Annotated in this window: 16 protein-coding genes, 1 pseudogene and 1 riboswitch; of the genes and pseudogenes, 14 read left to right on the top strand and 3 right to left on the bottom strand. The window is 36.8% G+C overall.

Annotation, left to right across the window (positions count from 1 at the left end):
• Together ACE1OF_RS08695 and ACE1OF_RS08690 are read right to left on the bottom strand one after the other, a co-directional pair.
• A partial coding sequence (locus ACE1OF_RS08695) for an acyl-CoA dehydrogenase family protein (protein WP_448893912.1) occupies window positions 1-490 on the bottom strand: 490 nt, incomplete at its 3' end.
• Window positions 491-506: 16 nt separating this feature from the next.
• Entirely contained in the window at window positions 507-1,691 is a 1,185-nt protein-coding gene (locus tag ACE1OF_RS08690) for an acetyl-CoA C-acyltransferase (RefSeq protein ID WP_448893911.1), read from the bottom strand.
• A 297-nt stretch (window positions 1,692-1,988) separates the two neighbouring features.
• On the opposite strand from ACE1OF_RS08690, the gene ACE1OF_RS08685 reads away from it, so the two are divergent.
• The 9 genes and pseudogenes from ACE1OF_RS08685 to ACE1OF_RS08645 all read left to right on the top strand — a co-directional run bounded on the left by ACE1OF_RS08685 (window position 1,989) and on the right by ACE1OF_RS08645 (window position 11,495).
• Window positions 1,989-2,393 carry a MerR family transcriptional regulator gene (locus ACE1OF_RS08685; RefSeq protein WP_448893910.1) on the top strand — a complete coding sequence of 135 codons (405 nt, stop codon included), beginning with the start codon at window positions 1,989-1,991 and terminating at the stop codon, window positions 2,391-2,393.
• A 72-nt stretch (window positions 2,394-2,465) separates the two neighbouring features.
• Window positions 2,466-3,635, top strand: coding sequence for an isovaleryl-CoA dehydrogenase (locus ACE1OF_RS08680; RefSeq protein ID WP_448893909.1), 1,170 nt, complete (start codon window positions 2,466-2,468; stop codon window positions 3,633-3,635).
• Between the two features lie 146 nt (window positions 3,636-3,781).
• Window positions 3,782-5,407: pseudogene (locus tag ACE1OF_RS08675) on the top strand (carboxyl transferase domain-containing protein); the annotation flags it as partial.
• Between the two features lie 31 nt (window positions 5,408-5,438).
• Window positions 5,439-6,233, top strand: coding sequence for an enoyl-CoA hydratase/isomerase family protein (locus ACE1OF_RS08670; protein ID WP_448893908.1), 795 nt, complete (start codon window positions 5,439-5,441; stop codon window positions 6,231-6,233).
• Between the two features lie 40 nt (window positions 6,234-6,273).
• Window positions 6,274-8,289, top strand: coding sequence for an acetyl/propionyl/methylcrotonyl-CoA carboxylase subunit alpha (locus ACE1OF_RS08665; protein WP_448893907.1), 2,016 nt, complete (start codon window positions 6,274-6,276; stop codon window positions 8,287-8,289).
• A gap of 3 nt (window positions 8,290-8,292) precedes the next feature.
• A complete protein-coding gene (locus tag ACE1OF_RS08660) occupies window positions 8,293-9,234 on the top strand; it encodes a hydroxymethylglutaryl-CoA lyase (protein ID WP_448893906.1) in 942 nt (313 codons plus the stop codon).
• 31 nt (window positions 9,235-9,265) lie between these two features.
• Window positions 9,266-9,985, top strand: coding sequence for a CoA transferase subunit A (locus ACE1OF_RS08655; protein ID WP_448893905.1), 720 nt, complete (start codon window positions 9,266-9,268; stop codon window positions 9,983-9,985).
• Entirely contained in the window at window positions 9,985-10,641 is a 657-nt protein-coding gene (locus ACE1OF_RS08650) for a 3-oxoacid CoA-transferase subunit B (RefSeq protein ID WP_448893904.1), read from the top strand. The genes ACE1OF_RS08655 and ACE1OF_RS08650 overlap by 1 nt, the downstream gene beginning before the upstream one ends.
• A gap of 336 nt (window positions 10,642-10,977) precedes the next feature.
• Window positions 10,978-11,074: riboswitch (cyclic di-GMP riboswitch) on the top strand.
• Window positions 11,075-11,135: 61 nt separating this feature from the next.
• A complete protein-coding gene (locus ACE1OF_RS08645; RefSeq protein ID WP_448893903.1) occupies window positions 11,136-11,495 on the top strand; it encodes a DUF3718 domain-containing protein in 360 nt (119 codons plus the stop codon).
• Window positions 11,496-11,659: 164 nt separating this feature from the next.
• Here ACE1OF_RS08645 and ACE1OF_RS08640 read toward each other — a convergent pair whose 3' ends face one another.
• Entirely contained in the window at window positions 11,660-11,833 is a 174-nt protein-coding gene (locus tag ACE1OF_RS08640; protein WP_448893902.1) for a CopG family transcriptional regulator, read from the bottom strand.
• 163 nt (window positions 11,834-11,996) lie between these two features.
• On the opposite strand from ACE1OF_RS08640, the gene dauA reads away from it, so the two are divergent.
• The 5 genes from dauA to ACE1OF_RS08615 all read left to right on the top strand — a co-directional run bounded on the left by dauA (window position 11,997) and on the right by ACE1OF_RS08615 (window position 17,237).
• On the top strand, window positions 11,997-13,724 hold the full coding sequence (gene dauA, locus ACE1OF_RS08635) for a C4-dicarboxylic acid transporter DauA (protein WP_448893901.1): 1,728 nt from the start codon (window positions 11,997-11,999) through the stop codon (window positions 13,722-13,724).
• 60 nt (window positions 13,725-13,784) lie between these two features.
• On the top strand, window positions 13,785-15,203 hold the full coding sequence (gene nhaD, locus ACE1OF_RS08630; protein ID WP_448893900.1) for a sodium:proton antiporter NhaD: 1,419 nt from the start codon (window positions 13,785-13,787) through the stop codon (window positions 15,201-15,203).
• A gap of 126 nt (window positions 15,204-15,329) precedes the next feature.
• Entirely contained in the window at window positions 15,330-16,016 is a 687-nt protein-coding gene (locus ACE1OF_RS08625) for a MaoC family dehydratase (protein ID WP_448893898.1), read from the top strand.
• Between the two features lie 175 nt (window positions 16,017-16,191).
• Window positions 16,192-16,482: a hypothetical protein gene (locus tag ACE1OF_RS08620; RefSeq protein WP_448893897.1), complete on the top strand. Its 291-nt coding sequence runs from the start codon at window positions 16,192-16,194 to the stop codon at window positions 16,480-16,482.
• 140 nt (window positions 16,483-16,622) lie between these two features.
• A complete protein-coding gene (locus tag ACE1OF_RS08615) occupies window positions 16,623-17,237 on the top strand; it encodes a CBS domain-containing protein (RefSeq protein WP_448893896.1) in 615 nt (204 codons plus the stop codon).
• Window positions 17,238-17,273: the final 36 nt, after the last annotated feature.

Below are 17,273 nucleotides of genomic sequence, written 5' to 3'. Positions count from 1 at the left end.
CGTCTGTAGCGCCTGCACCTGAAATAAATACTTTTGAACCATTAATAACGTAATGATCGCCTTCTTTTTTCGCTGATGTACTCAATGAGGCGGCATCTGATCCAGACCCAGGCTCTGTTAAGCAATAAGAAGCAAGTTTTTCACCCGTCACTAGTGATGGACACCAAGCATCTTTAAAAACATCTTTACCCCACGTAGCTATCATCCATGTTGCCATATTATGAATAGTCATCATCGCGGTAGTTGCGGTACATCCCATCGCTAACTGTTCGAATATAATTGATGAATCTAAGCGGCTTAAGTTCAAACCACCAGCCTCTTCTGGTGTATATAAAGCACAAAAACCTAATTCACCCGCTTTAGCAATAATGTCTTTAGGAAATGTATGCTCTTGATCCCATTTGGCTGCATTAGGTAATAATTCACTATTACTAAATTGTTTCGCTGTATCAGCGAACATTTGTTGATCTTCTGTTAAATCAAAATTCATAATTTGTTCCTAACCCTTAAATAAGCTCAAGCGCAATGGCAGTTGCTTCACCACCGCCAATACATAAAGAGGCAACACCTTTTGATAAACCTTTATTTTTCAAAGCGTGAATTAGTGTCACCATAATACGTGCACCACTAGCCCCTAATGGATGACCCAGCGCACATGCACCGCCGTTGACATTAACTTTATTTATATCCAAATTCATCTTCTTCACAGCTAACATAGTAACCATAGCAAAAGCTTCATTGATTTCGAATAAATCAACGTCTGCTGCGGTCCAACCAGCTTTATCTAATAATTTAGTCATTGCTCCAACAGGTGCAATAGTAAATTCAGCAGGCTTTTGCGCATGTGTGGCATGAGCAACAACTTTACAAAGAGGTGTTAATCCACGTGCTGTTGCAGTTGATAATTTCATCATTACTAAAGCAGCACCGCCATCAGAAATTGAGCTTGAATTAGCGGCGGTAATTGTGCCATCTTTTTTAAACGCTGCACGTAATGAAGGAATTTTATCTGGGCGAGCATTGCCTGGTTGTTCGTCAGTATCTATGACTGTTTCACTACGTCTGCTTGTTACTGTTACGGAGGCTATTTCATTTTTAAAGGCACCCGACTCAATGGCTGCGTTTGCACGTGATAATGAACGAATTGCAAACTCATCCATATCTTCACGACTAAACCCAGCTTCGTCAGCTGTTTCTTGAGCAAAACATCCCATAGAAATGCCATCATAAGCGTTTTCTAAACCATCAAGCATCATATGATCCAACACTTGACCATGTCCCATACGCATACCAGCACGTGCTTTTGGTAAAATATAAGGTGCATTACTCATACTTTCCATACCACCAGCAACTGCTACCTCAATGGAACCTGCGAGCAATGCATCATGTGCTTGCATTGCTGCTTTCATACCTGAGCCACAAACTTTATTAATAGTAGTACAAACCGTTGATAAAGCTAAATCAGCTGCAATTGCAGCTTGTCTTGCTGGTGCTTGTTTTAAACCAGCAGGTAAAACACACCCCATGATCACTTCATCCACTTGATCACTGTTTAATTGAGCTTGAGCTACAACTGCCTTAATTGCCGTTGCACCAAGCTCTGGGGCAGTAACATTGGCTAAACAGCCGCTAAACCCACCCATAGGGGTTCTTAATGCTGAAACAATTACAATAGGATCACTTTGTGACATGAGATTCTCCAAAATAAAAAAATATGATTTTTAATAACAATATTAAATAGCCTACCTTAATTTAACGTTTACGACAACGTAAACTTTAGTACTAGGATTTAATTTTTAAAAGTGATTTTTAGGCGCTTTATAAAATTAGGTTTGCCGTTAAATTGCTATGAAGTGTTTAAAGAAATGCACTAGTGAATAAATTCAATCACAAAATAAAAAGATAAAAACTTACATAAATCAACTTTACGTTTACGTAAACTTCATGTAGAGTTATTTCAATAATCACAGGAATTGCAAGTAAGCATTATGATGAGCATTAAAGATAAAACAAACCAAGCTAAATATTCAATTGGGGAGTTATCAAAAGAATTTGATATTACAACACGAAGTATACGATTTTATGAAGATCAAGGCTTACTTACACCCACACGTAATGGACAAACTCGAATTTATAATCAACGAGATAGAGTAAGACTGAAGCTAATATTGCGTGGTAAGCGTTTAGGCTTTTCGCTAGCAGAAACAGGTAGGTTATTTGAGCTTTATGATGCTGATAAGTCCAGCGCTAAGCAACTAACCAGCATGATGGAATTAATTAATCAGAAAAAAAATGATTTGAAGCAACAGCTTAATGACATCAATGCCGTATTAATAGAGCTTAACGATTTAGAAGATAACTGTCAGGACATACTGACTAAATTAACTAAATAGATAATACATAAATAACAAGAACATAAAATTACATTAACAACAGTTAACTATATTTAAACAAAAGGATAAACCATGATTTCTTCATTTAGTTCACTTAATTTTAACTTAGGCGAAACCGTTGATATGATCCGTGATCAAGTCAATGCCTTTGCTCGTGATGAAATAGCACCACGTGCAGAGCAAATTGATATTGATAATGAATTCCCGAATGATTTATGGCGCAAATTTGGCGACATGGGCTTATTAGGTATGACTGTTGAAGAAGAGTATGGTGGCTCAGGTTTAGGTTATTTAGAGCATATTGTTGCCATGCAAGAAGTTTCACGAGCTTCAGCTTCTGTCGGTCTAAGCTACGGCGCTATGTCAAATTTATGCTTAAACCAACTACGTAAAAACGCTTCACATGAGCAAAAACTTAAATATTTACCTAAACTTTGCACTGGCGAACATGTTGGTGCGTTAGCAATGAGCGAGCCAAATGCTGGTTCTGATGTGGTTAGCATGAAACTTCGTGCAGATAAAAAAGGCGATAAATACATTTTAAATGGTAATAAAATGTGGATCACAAACGGCCCTGACGCTGACGTTTATGTTATTTATGCCAAAACCGATACTAGTGCTGGTTCAAAAGGTATTACTGCTTTTATTGTTGAACGCGATTACCCTGGTTTTTCTCGTCATCAAAAACTCGACAAACTTGGTATGCGTGGTTCAAATACTTGCGAATTAGTTTTTCAAGATTGCGAAGTGCCAGCAGAAAATATTCTAGGCCAAGAAGGTAAAGGTGTTCGTGTACTTATGTCTGGTCTTGATTATGAGCGTGTTGTTCTTTCGGGCGGGTCTTTGGGCATTATGGACGCTTGTATGGACTTGGTTGTTCCTTATATTCATGACAGAAAACAATTTGGTCAATCCATTGGGGAATTTCAACTGGTACAAGGTAAAGTAGCTGATATGTACACCCAAATGAATGCAGCTAAATCTTATGCTTATATGGTAGCAGCGGCATGTGACCGTGGGGAAACAACGCGTAAAGATTCTGCTGCTGTTATTTTATATGCAGCAGAACTAGCAACGAAAATGGCACTTGATACTATTCAGCTCCTTGGCGGTAACGGCTATATCAATGAATTTCCTGCGGGACGTTTATTACGTGATGCTAAACTTTATGAAATTGGTGCTGGTACATCTGAAATAAGAAGAATGCTTATAGGACGTGAGTTATTCAACGAATCAAAGTAACAATTTATTTTATTACTAGTTAATCCAACTACTGAATTAAATACTACTCGTTGGCTAAAAACAACGTCGTACATTGCCTTGTATTTGGAATAACTAGCTGCAAACTAAACCATTACTAATGTAATTGTTTTTTAAATAAACCAGTTAACAATATAAGGTCTACCGTGGCTAAAATAATTTCAAAAATAAACACTCGCAGTCAAGATTTCTTAGAAAACGCTGCACACATGCAAACACAAGTAGATGATTTGCGTACTCAGCTTGAAGATATAAAACTTGGTGGTGGCGAGCATTCTCGTGAACGTCATATAAACAGAGGTAAGTTATTACCACGCGATAGAGTCAATGCCTTACTTGATGATGGAGCTGCCTTTTTAGAGTTTTCTCAATTGGCGGCGTATAAAGTTTATGATGATAATGTACCTAGCGCTGGCATAATAACGGGAATTGGTCGTGTTGCTGGTCAAGAATGCGTCATTGTTGCCAATGATGCTACAGTTAAAGGTGGCACCTATTATCCACTGACAGTGAAAAAACACCTCAGAGCGCAAGCTATTGCATTAGAGAACAACCTACCTTGTATATATTTAGTTGACTCTGGCGGTGCTAACTTACCAAATCAAGACGATGTATTTCCAGATAAAGAACATTTTGGTCGAATCTTTTTTAACCAAGCGAACATGTCAGCACAAAGCATTCCTCAAATTGCTGTTGTGATGGGTTCATGTACTGCTGGTGGAGCCTACGTACCAGCAATGGCAGATGAGTCTATTATTGTTAAAGAGCAAGGTACAATCTTTTTAGCTGGTCCCCCATTAGTTAAAGCAGCAACAGGTGAAGTAGTTAGTGCTGAAGATTTAGGTGGTGCTGATGTACATTGTCGAACCTCAGGTGTAACAGATCACTATGCTCAAAACGATAATCACGCCTTAAAAATAGCCCGTTCTGCTGTTGCTAACCTTAACCGAGTCAAACCTGTAAATATTCAATTAAAAGAAGTGGCTGAGCCTGATTATCCAACTGAGGACATTTACGGCATTATCCCAAAAGATACTCGCAAACCGTATGACATAAGAGAAATAATAGCCCGCATTGTTGATGCAAGTGAATTTGACGAATTCAAAGCACTCTATGGCAGTACTTTAGTGTGTGGTTTTGCTCATATCTTTGGTTACCCTGTAGGAATTGTTGCCAATAATGGTGTTTTATTCGGTGAATCAGCAGAGAAAGGAGCACATTTTATTCAGCTTTGCGCACAACGTAAAATCCCACTTGTGTTTTTACAAAACATTACTGGCTTTATGGTAGGAAAACAATATGAATCAGGCGGAATTGCTAAGCATGGCGCCAAAATGGTTACCGCTGTTGCCACTGCACAAGTACCCAAGTTTACCATATTAATTGGAGGTAGCTTTGGCGCAGGCAACTACGGTATGTGCGGCCGTGCGTACGACCCTCGCTTCTTATTTATGTGGCCAAACGCCCGAATCTCAGTTATGGGAGGAGAACAAGCAGCAGGTGTTTTAGCGCAAGTCACGCGTGATAAGAAAGAAAAACTAGGTGAAAGTTGGAGTGAATCTGACGAAAAAGCCTTTAAACAACCTATTATCGATAATTATGAACACCAAGGCCATCCTTATTATGCTTCTGCACGTTTATGGGATGACGGCATTATCGACCCTGCTGATACACGTCAAGTATTAGGCTTAGCAATTTCAGCGTCATTAAACAAACCGATTAAAGAGACCAAATTTGGCATTTTTAGAATGTAATACTTAGGTTAAAAGGTAAAAAAACACTCATATGAACACACTTAATGACAAAGTATTATTTGACGTAAATGAACAAGGCGTTGCTACGGTTACGTTAAATAATCCAGATAAACACAATGCGTTTGATGATGAAATCATCAAACAATTAAGGAATATATTTATTCAAATCAGCAATCGTGAAGATATCAGCATAATGGTGCTTGCATCAAACGGTAAAAGTTTCAGTGCTGGCGCTGATTTAGGCTGGATGAAACGCATGGCAAGCTACTCTTATGAAGATAACTTAAAAGATGCCAATGCATTAGCACAAATGCTACACGCCTTAAACTTTTTACCACAAACTACTATTGCTAAAATTCAAGGTGCTGCTTTTGGTGGCGCCGTAGGATTAGCAAGTTGCTGTGATATTGTTATTGCCAGCACCAAAGCAAGCTTTTGTTTAAGTGAAGTTAAATTAGGTCTGATCCCTGCCACTATTGGTCCTTACGTTGTTGATGCTATTGGTCTAAAAGCCAGCCGACGTTATTTCCAAACCGCAGAACGCTTTTTTAGTGATAAAGCACAACAACTAGGTTTAGTTGATGAAATTGCTGAACCCGATGAGTTAGCGAACAAAGTAAGTGAAATAACAGCAATTTTACTAGCCAATGGTAGTGAAGCAAGACGACAAGCAAAAAAATTAAGTCAAGATATTGCTTTTAAAACAATTGATGACGCCCTACTCAAAGATACCAGTGAACGCATTGCTGCTATTAGAGTATCGAGTGAAGGCCAAGAAGGTTTAAGTGCTTTTTTTGAAAAACGTTCGCCAAACTGGCAAAAATAAAAACATTACGGTTCTTATTTAAGGAATTGAAGGAAAAAACATGTTCAATAAAATATTAATTGCTAACCGTGGCGAAATTGCCTGCCGCATTATTAAAACAGCAAAAAAAATGGGCGTTTTAACAGTCGCGGTCTATTCAGATGCCGATAAAGATTCTTTACATGTTCATATGGCCGATGAAGCTATTTACATTGGCGCTTCACCTTCCCGTGAGAGTTACCTTTTAGGAGATAAAGTCATTGCTGCGGCTGTAAAAACTGGTGCTCAAGCAATTCATCCTGGTTATGGTTTCTTATCTGAAAATGCCGATTTTTGTCGTGCGTGTGCCACAAATGGCATAACCTTTATTGGCCCACCTGTTGGCGCAATTGAAGCCATGGGTTCAAAATCAGCAGCTAAAAACATCATGGAAAAAGCCAAGGTACCTTTAGTGCCGGGGTATCATGGTGACAATCAATCTAGTTCCATAATAAAAAAAGCCGCTGATGATATGGGGTATCCTGTTTTATTAAAAGCAACCGCAGGTGGTGGCGGTAAAGGAATGCGTCAAGTATGGAGTGAACAAGAGTTTGAAGAAGGCTTAGCCGCAGCAAAACGCGAAGCCATGTCATCTTTTGGTGACGACACCATGTTAGTTGAGAAGTATTTAACTCAACCTCGACATGTTGAAATTCAAGTTTTTTGTGATAATCACCAAAATGCAGTTTATTTGTTTGAACGAGATTGCTCTGTACAACGTCGTCATCAAAAAGTGATAGAAGAAGCCCCTGCTTTTGGCATGAGCGAAGAATTACGCGCTAAAATGGGCGAGTCTGCAATAAAGTCAGCTCAAGCCATCGGCTACCAAGGTGCAGGAACCGTTGAGTTTTTGCTTGATATTGATGGCTCCTTCTATTTTATGGAAATGAATACTCGCCTACAAGTTGAGCACCCTGTCACTGAAATGATCAGTGGACAAGACTTAGTAGAATGGCAATTACGTGTTGCCGCTGGCGAAACGCTGCCAAAAACTCAACAAGAGCTAGTGCTTAATGGTCATGCTTTTGAAGCACGTATTTATGCAGAAGATCCTGATAATGACTTTTTACCCGCAACAGGTAAATTAAGCTTATTACAGACTCCTATTGAAAGTAAGCATGTTCGAATTGACACAGGTGTTCGTCAAGGCGATGAGGTCAGTGTTTATTACGACCCTATGATTGCTAAACTAATTGTATGGGATGAAAGTCGTGAAAAAGCATTAAAGCGCTTAAGTAAAGCATTGAGTGAATATCGAATAAATGGCGTTACCACTAATATTGACTTTTTGTACAACTTAACGACATCAAAGCCATTTATTGAAGAAGATATAGATACAAGTTTTATTGAAAAAAATAACGACCTTATTTTCCATGATACAAAACAAATTTTACAAAATGAATTACCTATCGCTGCTTTGTACTTAGTTTTGTCAATTCATAAAGCAGCCCAACAAAATGCCCAACAAAGTAATGATCCATGCTCGCCGTGGCATAGTGCAAATGCTTGGCGTTTAAATGAAGCCCACACACATAAACTTATCCTAGCTCATAACAATGAAGAATATAACATTGAAGTTGAGCAAAAACGTCAAGGCACAGATGCATATTATTTAATTAGCATCAACGAAGAACAATTTGATTGTCAAGGTTCTTTAAATGAAGAGCTGATCACCGTCAATATAAATGGCCATCGTAGTCAAGCAACAGTGAGTTGTACTGATAGTAACATCAGCTTATACCGAGAAAATGGTGTTTTTACTTTTACCCATATAAAAGCTGATTGTGGACAACATGAAAATGATGACGGCCATGGTGGTTTAACCGCACCAATGAACGGCACTATGGTCAGTGTATTAGTTAAAACAGGTGAACATGTTTCTAAAGATCAACCGTTGTTAATTATGGAAGCCATGAAAATGGAACATACCATTAAAGCACCCAATGATGGCATCATTAATGAGATATTCTTTGAAGCAGGTGACATGGTTGATGGCGGCGCTGAATTACTCGCTTTTTCAGCGAGTGAAGAGGCATAGAATATGAGCATAAATAATAACGTCCGCCCTCTTTTGCCTAATTACGTAAAAATAGTAGAAGTTGGCCCAAGAGATGGTTTGCAGAACGAAGCAACGCCTGTCAGTGCCAATGATAAAATCACCTTAATTCAAAAGTTGGCTGATGCTGGCATCAGCTATATTGAAAGCGGTAGTTTTGTATCACCTAAATGGGTGCCACAAATGAGCACTTCTAGCGAGGTATTTAAAAAACTAAATCGTAAAGACGGCGTCACTTATGCTGCGCTTACCCCTAACTTACAGGGATTTGAGGGAGCCATAGCAGTAAACGCAGACGAAGTAGCAATTTTTGGTGCAGCATCTGAAAGTTTTAGTCAAAAAAACATTAACTGTACTATCGAAGAAAGCCTAGCACGTTTCACGCCTATTATGACTGCTGCAAAACAGGCTAATATTAAAGTAAGGGGTTATGTTTCTTGTGTTTTAGGTTGCCCATATGAAGGTGATATTTCACCTGCACAAGTGGCTAAAGTTGCTAAAAAGTTGTACCAAATGGGCTGCTATGAAATATCTCTTGGCGATACTATTGGTGTTGGTACACCCGCCAAAGTGATGGAAATGATACAAGCGGTGAGTAACGATGTACCAATAGAAAAATTAGCTGTTCATTTTCATGATACCTACGGACAAGCATTAACAAATATATACGCTGCTTTGCAGATGGGTGTTGCGGTAGTCGATAGTGCTATTGCAGGCTTAGGTGGTTGTCCTTATGCTAAAGGTGCATCAGGTAATGTTGCTACCGAAGATGTGGTTTATATGCTAAATGGCTTAAAGATAAAAACTGACATAGATTTTAATGAATTACTTAAAGCAGGTTGGTTTATTAGTAAAAAATTAGGTAAAGCGCCTATATCTAAAGTATCGAATGCTTATCTTGCTAATAAATCCGAAACAGCAAAATAATAAAGATAAAACTAATATTGAGGAGAATGTAATGGCAGGATTTGACAAAGTAGTGTCAAGCTATGAAGAAGCCATGGCTGGGCTAACAGATAATATGACTGTAATCGCTGGTGGTTTTGGACTATGCGGTATCCCTGAAAACTTAATTAATGAAATTAAACGCAAAGGGACTAAAGGATTAACATTAGTTTCAAATAATTGTGGTGTAGATGACTTTGGCTTAGGTATTTTATTACCTGACCGTCAGATCAAAAAAATTATAGCTTCTTACGTTGGCGAAAATGCAGAGTTTGAACGTCAAATGATGGCTGGTGAACTTGAAGTAGAACTTACACCACAAGGCACTTTAGCAGAAAAAATGCGTGCTGGCGGAGCGGGAATTCCTGCATTCTATACAGCAACAGGTTATGGAACCCCCGTAGCAGAAGGGAAAGATGAACGTCAATTTAACGGCCGTGATTATATTTTAGAAAAATCAATTACGGGTGATTTCGCTATTGTTAAAGCATGGAAAGCCGATAGATATGGTAATTTAGTGTTTAGAAAAACAGCACGAAACTTTAACCCTATGGCAGCTACAGCCGGAAAAATAACGGTTGTGGAAGTAGAAGAAATAGTTGAACCTGGCGATTTAGACCCAGATCAAATACACACACCAGGTATTTACGTTGATCGCTTAATTCAAGGTACATTTGAAAAACGTGTCGAGCAACGTACAGTTCGCATTTCTACAGCACAAGGAGATAAATAATGGCGCTTTCTAGAGAACAACTAGCTCAACGTGTTGCCCAAGAACTTCAAGACGGTTATTACGTTAATTTAGGTATAGGTATACCAACACTTGTAGCTAACTATATTCCAGAAGGGATGGACGTTATGCTGCAATCTGAAAATGGCTTACTTGGTATGGGGCAATTTCCAACTGAAGAAGAAATAGATGCTGACTTAATCAATGCAGGCAAGCAAACAGTAACTATGGCTACAGGCGCTTCAATTTTTGATTCAGCCGAATCTTTTGCTATGATCCGCGGCGGACACGTAGACTTAACAGTGTTAGGTGCTTTTGAAGTTGATGTGAATGGTAATATTGCTTCCTACATGATCCCTGGCAAACTCATCAAAGGCATGGGAGGAGCAATGGATTTAGTGGCGGGTGCAGATAATATTATTGTTACAATGACACATGCTTCAAAGCATGGTGTTTCTAAATTATTAAGTCACTGTACCCTTCCTCTAACAGGAAAAGGCTGTATTAAAAAAGTATTAACCGACCTAGCCTTTATCGAAATTAAAGAAGGTAAATTTCATTTATTAGAACGTGCTCCTGGTGTTTCTGTTGAAGAAATTATTAAGTTAACCGAAGGTGAACTTGTCGTTGGTGAAAACACCCCTGAAATGCAATTTTAATTGACTAATTTTTTTTAACATACAAAAATGAAAAGCAGGTGTTAATAACACCTGCTTTTCTAGTATTAGTAATAAATTTTTGCAAAAAACTCTTCTGCTTACACACTCTAAACCAGCAACTAATATTGTAAATAAATCAAACTTTTTATTAATTCCTTAGACCTTTTAACTACTTAGAAAATACAAAAACATAGACTAATAATTTAATTCTTTTAGGTTTCACAATCATCTCCTTATCAAAATAAGCATGATTATTCATTAATAAAAAAGCAATTTTCTTTAACTAAACGACAAAGAATTTGCTTTTTTGGTCAAAATTAGTGATAATTATACTTGACAAAGAAAAGGCAAAGTATATGAAAGTATACGACGCAAAACCACCGGCCTAAGGGGTTTTCTAATTTTGAAAATCTACGGCAGCGGAGTCACCTCGTTAATAGGTACATCCCGTGGTTTTTTCTTTTAATAATCCATTTATATAAAAGGTTACTAAAATGAAAAAATTATTAATAGCTTCTACTATCACTGTTTTAACATTAACGTCTGTTGTATCGACACCTAAAGCACAAGCTGCGAACATTGCACAAAGTATATGTGAGTATGTGGCTGCTGACGACAAGAAACGCATGCGTTCATTTTTAAAGACGAATAAATTAAAAATTCGTCGTATCTTTGACGGTATTCAGTGTAATGGTAAGAATTTATTAGAGTTTGCATCAGCAAGCGGTTCGGTAGAAACAGGTTCTTTGATGATTGGGAAATTACCAAAGAGAGTTGTTTCTGAGAACTTACCTGCGTTACAAACTGGATCGAAACCATTGATTGATGCTGCAAACGAACGCGTTAGCAGCTAAAAATTATTTTCAACTAGGCATACTACTTAACGCTATTTCACCTTTTAGGTATAAGTGGTGATAGGTAAGAAGATTAATTGTTAATAATTCTATGTCATTTAAAAAAGCCAGCTTCTTAGCTGGCTTTTTTTTCGCATTTTATACTCATATGTATTGTATAAAGTTTACTTAAACACATCATTTCGCCAGTTTTCACCTAACTTATCTTCAATAAACTCTCTGATCATTTGTCTAACTTTTTGAGACGCGTTGACATCATCTAATGCACATAATTCTTCAAAGATTGCTTTTTTTTTGGGATCAATTAAAACGGTAAGTCTAGCTGTTCTATTTTCCATCGTTCTTTATTCCTACTAACACATCAACAAATTATAATATAATTAACATATTATTATAATAGTACTTACATTTAATTATAGTTGTATTGTATTAAAATTGGCATATAATTACAATATAGCTTAGCTGATTGTAAAAAGTTACATACACAATGGTTATTAATTAATGAAATATAGAAAGCATTTATTTTCGTTGAGACTAGCAAATGCTCTTAGGGAATCACTACGTAATAATCCTTATAAGTTAAACTCCTTCTCAAAAGACTTACTCGCTGGCGTAACTGTTGGTATTATCGCGTTACCCTTAGCAATGGCACTTGCTATCGCAATTGGTGTCGCTCCTCAATATGGTTTGTATACCGCAATAATAGCTGGTTTTATTATTCCTCTTACGGGTGGTTCACGTTATAGTGTTTCTGGGCCTACCGCAGCTTTTGTTGTTATTTTATATCCCATTGTTCAGCAATATGGATTATCAGGTTTGCTTATCGCAAGCATTCTTTCTGGTATAATTCTCATTATTATGGCTTTACTCAGGCTAGGCCGATATATTCAATATATTCCAGAGCCTGTCACTCTTGGTTTTACTGGCGGTATAGCTGTCGTTATAGCTGTATTACAAGTAAAAGATTTTTTCGGTTTAGAAATCAGCAGTATGCCAGAGCACTTTGTTGGAAAAGTGAGCGTATTATTACAAATGTTACCAGATTTTTCTTTTTCTAGTTTCATTGTTGGCAGTAGCACATTAGCTATCATGATCATTTGGCCTAAACTTAAAACAGCTGTGCCAGCACACCTAATTGCTATTATTGCAGCCAGTATGCTTGCTTACATACTAAATAGCCAAGGAGGCAACGTTTCAACTATCGGGTCAACCTTTAGCTTTACACTTTCTGATGGCTCTTTAGGGCATGGAATACCATCCATATTACCAACTTTTGAATGGCCTTGGTTACGCGTTCAACCCAATGAAAATGCTCTTTCTTTTAGTTGGGATGTAGCCTCAGATTTGTTGTCTGCTGCATTTGCCATTGCTATGTTAGGTGCTATTGAATCGTTATTATGTGCCGTAGTGCTCGATGGTATGTCAGGTACAAAACATAGCGCTAACAGTGAATTACTAGGCCAAGGGATTGGAAATGTTGTCACTCCCTTCTTTGGTGGTATTACATCAACAGCAGCTATCGCACGTTCAGCAGCAAACTTTAAAGCAGGCGCTGTTACCCCTATCTCGGCAATGATACATGCTGTTGTTATATTAATTTCGTTGTTATCCTTATCTACAGTGCTTTCATATATTCCAATGTCAGGAATGGCATCATTATTATTAGTGGTAGCATGGAACATGAGTGAGGCACCTAAAATAATACACCTTCTTAAAAAAGCACCAGTTAATGAAATTGCCGTTTTTATTACTTGTTTTTTCTTAACTGTATTTTTTGATATGGTTGTTGCTATTGTGACAGGAATTGTTCTCGCCTCTTTGCTTTTTATGAAGCAAATAGCAGAAATGACAAAAGTACACGATATAACGAATCATCAACAACTTATTACGACGCCCCTTCCAAAAAAATGGAAAGTATATAAAATTAATGGGCCACTTTTTTTTGCTGCAGCTGATACAGTTTTTGGCGAACTATCACACTTATGTAACAATAAAAATGGCGTTGTCTTATATTTCGATGGCGTATCGATTCTTGATACAGGTGGTGTGGCGGCATTATATAAATTTATTGATAAATGCAAAAATACGCAAACTACTTTATACCTAGCTGACTTCCAATTTCAGCCTTTAAAAACGCTAGCTAAAGCGAAATTTACTCCTGACAGTAAATATTGCATTGTATTTTCTACCTTGGCAGGTGCCTTAAAAGAAATACCGCGTAATAAATAATAGCGCAAGCTGAACAAGTCTCTTTGTAACAAATTTTAAATTAACCTTAAGAGTATCATTATGAAAAAATTTCTGTCAATTGTGCTGCTGTTGTTTTTAGCTGCGCCCGCTTGGGCAGCTGACGCTGGGGCAATAGACCTTACCAACTCTATTGCAGGTTTCACTGCATTAACCATTTTTTTTATTGCCTACTTATTAGTGATCAGCGAAGAGTTTATACACCTGAGAAAGTCAAAACCCGTGTTAGTAGCTGCAGGCATAATATGGCTAATTATTGGCTGGATCTACACGCAGCATGGAATACCTGCCGAAGCTGAAGAAGCGTTTAATCATAATTTATTAGAGTATGCCCAATTATTATTATTTTTATTAGTTGCAATGACTTACATAAACGCAATGGAAGAACGGGGCATATTTGATAGTTTGCGAATTTGGATGATATCTAAAGGCTTAAGTCTACGAAGTTTATTTTGGGTAACGGGCATAATGGCATTTATTATTTCTTCATTTGCCAATAACCTAACAACCGCCATGTTAATGTGTGCAATTGTACTCAAAGTAGCACCTAAAGACTTAAAATTTATTAATATTGCATGTATAAATATTGTTATAGCCTCAAATGCAGGTGGTGTATTTAGCCCCTTTGGTGATATAACGACCTTAATGATTTGGCAAGCAGAATTAGTTAAATTTGAACAGTTTTTTGTGTTATTTATCCCTTCCTTTGTTAACTTTCTTGTCCCTGCGGTTCTAATGAGCTTTTTTATTTCCAATGAAAAGTCTACTCCGATTATAGACGAAGATTTTATACTTAAACGAGGAGCCAAACGCATTGTCTTTTTCTTTGTGCTAACAATAGCAACCTCTGTTTTAACCCATAGCCTTGTTAATATGCCTCCGGTATTGGGCATGATGATGGGATTAGGTTATTTAAAATTTTTAGGCTTTTACCTACGAAAAAGCTTACCGAGATCACTAGACAAAAAACGTACTCAAGCACAGATAAGCCATGATGAAAAAGCCTTAGAGAGATTAGGAAATATTGTTCCTTTTGATATTTTTGATAAAATAGCCCGTGCAGAATGGGATACTTTACTGTTCTTCTATGGCGTGGTTATGTGTGTTGGTGGCCTAGGTTTTATGGGTTATTTAAGTTTAGTCTCAGAATTATTGTATACTAACTGGGATCCTACTTATGCAAATATTGCTGTAGGCCTGCTTTCTGCTATTGTTGATAATATTCCTGTTGTTTTTGCAGTACTTAGCATGAACCCAGTCATGGATCTTCAACAATGGTTGTTAGTCACCATGACAGCTGGCGTCGGTGGAAGCTTACTTTCTGTTGGTTCTGCTGCTGGCGTTGCATTAATGGGGCAAACTAAAGGAAAATACTCCTTTATTGGTCATTTAAAGTGGAGTTGGGCAATTGCGCTAGGTTATATTGCGAGTATTTATGTGCATTTTTTAATTAATGGGTAGCTAATTAACCTGTCATTAAAAGCCTTTAAACCAATTAAGGGCTTTTAATAGGACTTGAATTATGTAATGCATCACTCGCTTTTTAACAAAACAAACCTTGTCATCTAAATATTATGGAGTTGTTATATGAAGGTTATAGAATTCATTCGAGAGAAAAAAAGAAATTTACAACATCAAAATGATCAATTTATTGCCAAGATTGAACCACGATTCAGAAATTTATCTAACCTAATTAGTGATAAAATCACCAACCCACTGCTGAATACACTAAATAATCCATGGTTTTCACACTTCGGACCATCAGACTCTGAAGAGCCTCAAAAAGGTGAAATTGTAGAGCAAATCCCAGCAGCAAAAAAAATGTATGAGGCGCTTTTACAAAAAATTAATACTGAAACATTTTCTGGGGAATGGCACTTAGTTGAACAAGAATGTATCGATCAATTTGCAATGGTAACTGGCGATAATCAGTGGATACACACTAACCCTGAACGTGCTGCTAAAGAATCACCTTTTAAGGCTACCATTGCGCATGGTTTTTTAACTCTGTCATTAATACCTAAGCTAACTAATTCCGTTAACGTAGATAACAACCCCTACCCAGAAGCCAAAATGGTAATTAACTTTGGTTTAAATCAAGTGAGATTTCCATACCCTGTCAAAGCGGGTACACGTGTCAGAGCAAGTATTAAATTAGTTAATTTGGTTCCAATGAAACGCAGTATTGAAATTGTTAATGAAGTTAGTATTGAAGTTGAAAACAGTAAACGTTTAGCTTGTGTGGCTGAAACTGTATTGCGTTTATATTTTTAACATTATTTTTTAACATAAATAGACTTACAGCTATCATCATAATATTGAAATTGCCAAATGAAAATCTTGCTCTCCCCAGCACACTAAATAAAATGTTACATTTACAGGCTTGAAAAAACACAATACTCACTCATTATAAGATATATAACCAATGTAGTTTATTGTGATTTTGCCTGTGTTAAGATTCATCTCTGCCATTTATTTAATTATTATTGTCTACTCTAATACTGAGCCAGATTATAATATTACAAAAGCAGTAAATCACACTACAACTAATCAATTAATTTTTGATCTTTACCCTGATAATAATTTAGATTCAGATCTTGATCATTTTATTCCAAAGAAAACAACACAAAATCAATTAATTCAATTAACTTACCTTGCTAAATACACGAGTATAGAAAACACTTCATTAGCAAAAAACAAATATCAATACCTTCGACCTCGCGCTCCTCCTCTTTCTTAAATTTTGATATATAAACATCAATGCAATCAATTTTCTAGCAGTATAATTTCATTTGCATTGTTATTTTAAGTACAAAAGTTATAGAGATGAATATTTAAAAAATATTCAGAAATATTACATCTATAAAGTTAGAGGCTATTATGAAAAATTTACACTTATTCGATTTAGACTTAATCGATCATATTGTTTCACCTGAGCACTTTGAAAAAACAACATTAACATCTTCAGCAAAAACCATATTCACAGATTTCAAACAGCATGAAGCCTTAGTTATTGAAGAAGACACTCCAGCAACGGAAGTGCTCAACCTAATGATAAAGTCACACGTTACAATGAAAATTGTCGTCTCGAAAAACAATGATTTTTTGGGTATTATTAGCACAAAAGAACTAACAGAAAGGCATATTGTGACAGAAGTCGCCAAAGGAATTCAACGAAATGAAGTACTAGTGAATGATTTAATGATTTCAAGGAGTGATTTACACGCTTTTGATTATAATGAATTGCAGAATTCACAAGTCAGTGATGTTGTTAATGCGCTAAAAAATTATAGATTACGTCATTGCCTAGTGTTAGATAGAAAACACCATCATATTAGAGGTGTTATCTCATCAAGTGATATCGCTAGAAAGTTGAATTTGCCAATACCATTAGATATTCATGCAAAAACATCCTTTAGTGAAATTTTTGATGTTATATATCCTAATCACCTAAAAATGCAAAACACTGCTGGAATTAGTAACTTATTTAGGTAAGGTCTTGTAAAAGTAAATGATTATTCTGATAGAGTA

It is taken from the genome of Colwellia sp. E150_009 (assembly GCF_053543955.1).
Note: the sequence above shows the minus strand (reverse complement) of the source record. Positions and strands in the feature narration are given on the sequence as shown.

Excerpts from the sequence above, each read along its gene's own strand:
- dauA (WP_448893901.1), top strand. The coding sequence starts at position 11,997 with ATGAAATATAGAAAGCATTTATTTTCGTTGAGACTAGCAAATGCTCTT.
- ACE1OF_RS08665 (WP_448893907.1), top strand. The coding sequence starts at position 6,274 with ATGTTCAATAAAATATTAATTGCTAACCGTGGCGAAATTGCCTGCCGC.
- ACE1OF_RS08650 (WP_448893904.1), top strand. The coding sequence starts at position 9,985 with ATGGCGCTTTCTAGAGAACAACTAGCTCAACGTGTTGCCCAAGAACTT.
- ACE1OF_RS08690 (WP_448893911.1), bottom strand. The coding sequence starts at position 1,691 with ATGTCACAAAGTGATCCTATTGTAATTGTTTCAGCATTAAGAACCCCT.
- ACE1OF_RS08655 (WP_448893905.1), top strand. The coding sequence starts at position 9,266 with ATGGCAGGATTTGACAAAGTAGTGTCAAGCTATGAAGAAGCCATGGCT.
- ACE1OF_RS08660 (WP_448893906.1), top strand. The coding sequence starts at position 8,293 with ATGAGCATAAATAATAACGTCCGCCCTCTTTTGCCTAATTACGTAAAA.
- ACE1OF_RS08615 (WP_448893896.1), top strand. The coding sequence starts at position 16,623 with ATGAAAAATTTACACTTATTCGATTTAGACTTAATCGATCATATTGTT.
- ACE1OF_RS08685 (WP_448893910.1), top strand. The coding sequence starts at position 1,989 with ATGATGAGCATTAAAGATAAAACAAACCAAGCTAAATATTCAATTGGG.
- ACE1OF_RS08625 (WP_448893898.1), top strand. The coding sequence starts at position 15,330 with ATGAAGGTTATAGAATTCATTCGAGAGAAAAAAAGAAATTTACAACAT.
- ACE1OF_RS08640 (WP_448893902.1), bottom strand. The coding sequence starts at position 11,833 with ATGGAAAATAGAACAGCTAGACTTACCGTTTTAATTGATCCCAAAAAA.
- nhaD (WP_448893900.1), top strand. The coding sequence starts at position 13,785 with ATGAAAAAATTTCTGTCAATTGTGCTGCTGTTGTTTTTAGCTGCGCCC.
- ACE1OF_RS08670 (WP_448893908.1), top strand. The coding sequence starts at position 5,439 with ATGAACACACTTAATGACAAAGTATTATTTGACGTAAATGAACAAGGC.
- ACE1OF_RS08645 (WP_448893903.1), top strand. The coding sequence starts at position 11,136 with ATGAAAAAATTATTAATAGCTTCTACTATCACTGTTTTAACATTAACG.
- ACE1OF_RS08680 (WP_448893909.1), top strand. The coding sequence starts at position 2,466 with ATGATTTCTTCATTTAGTTCACTTAATTTTAACTTAGGCGAAACCGTT.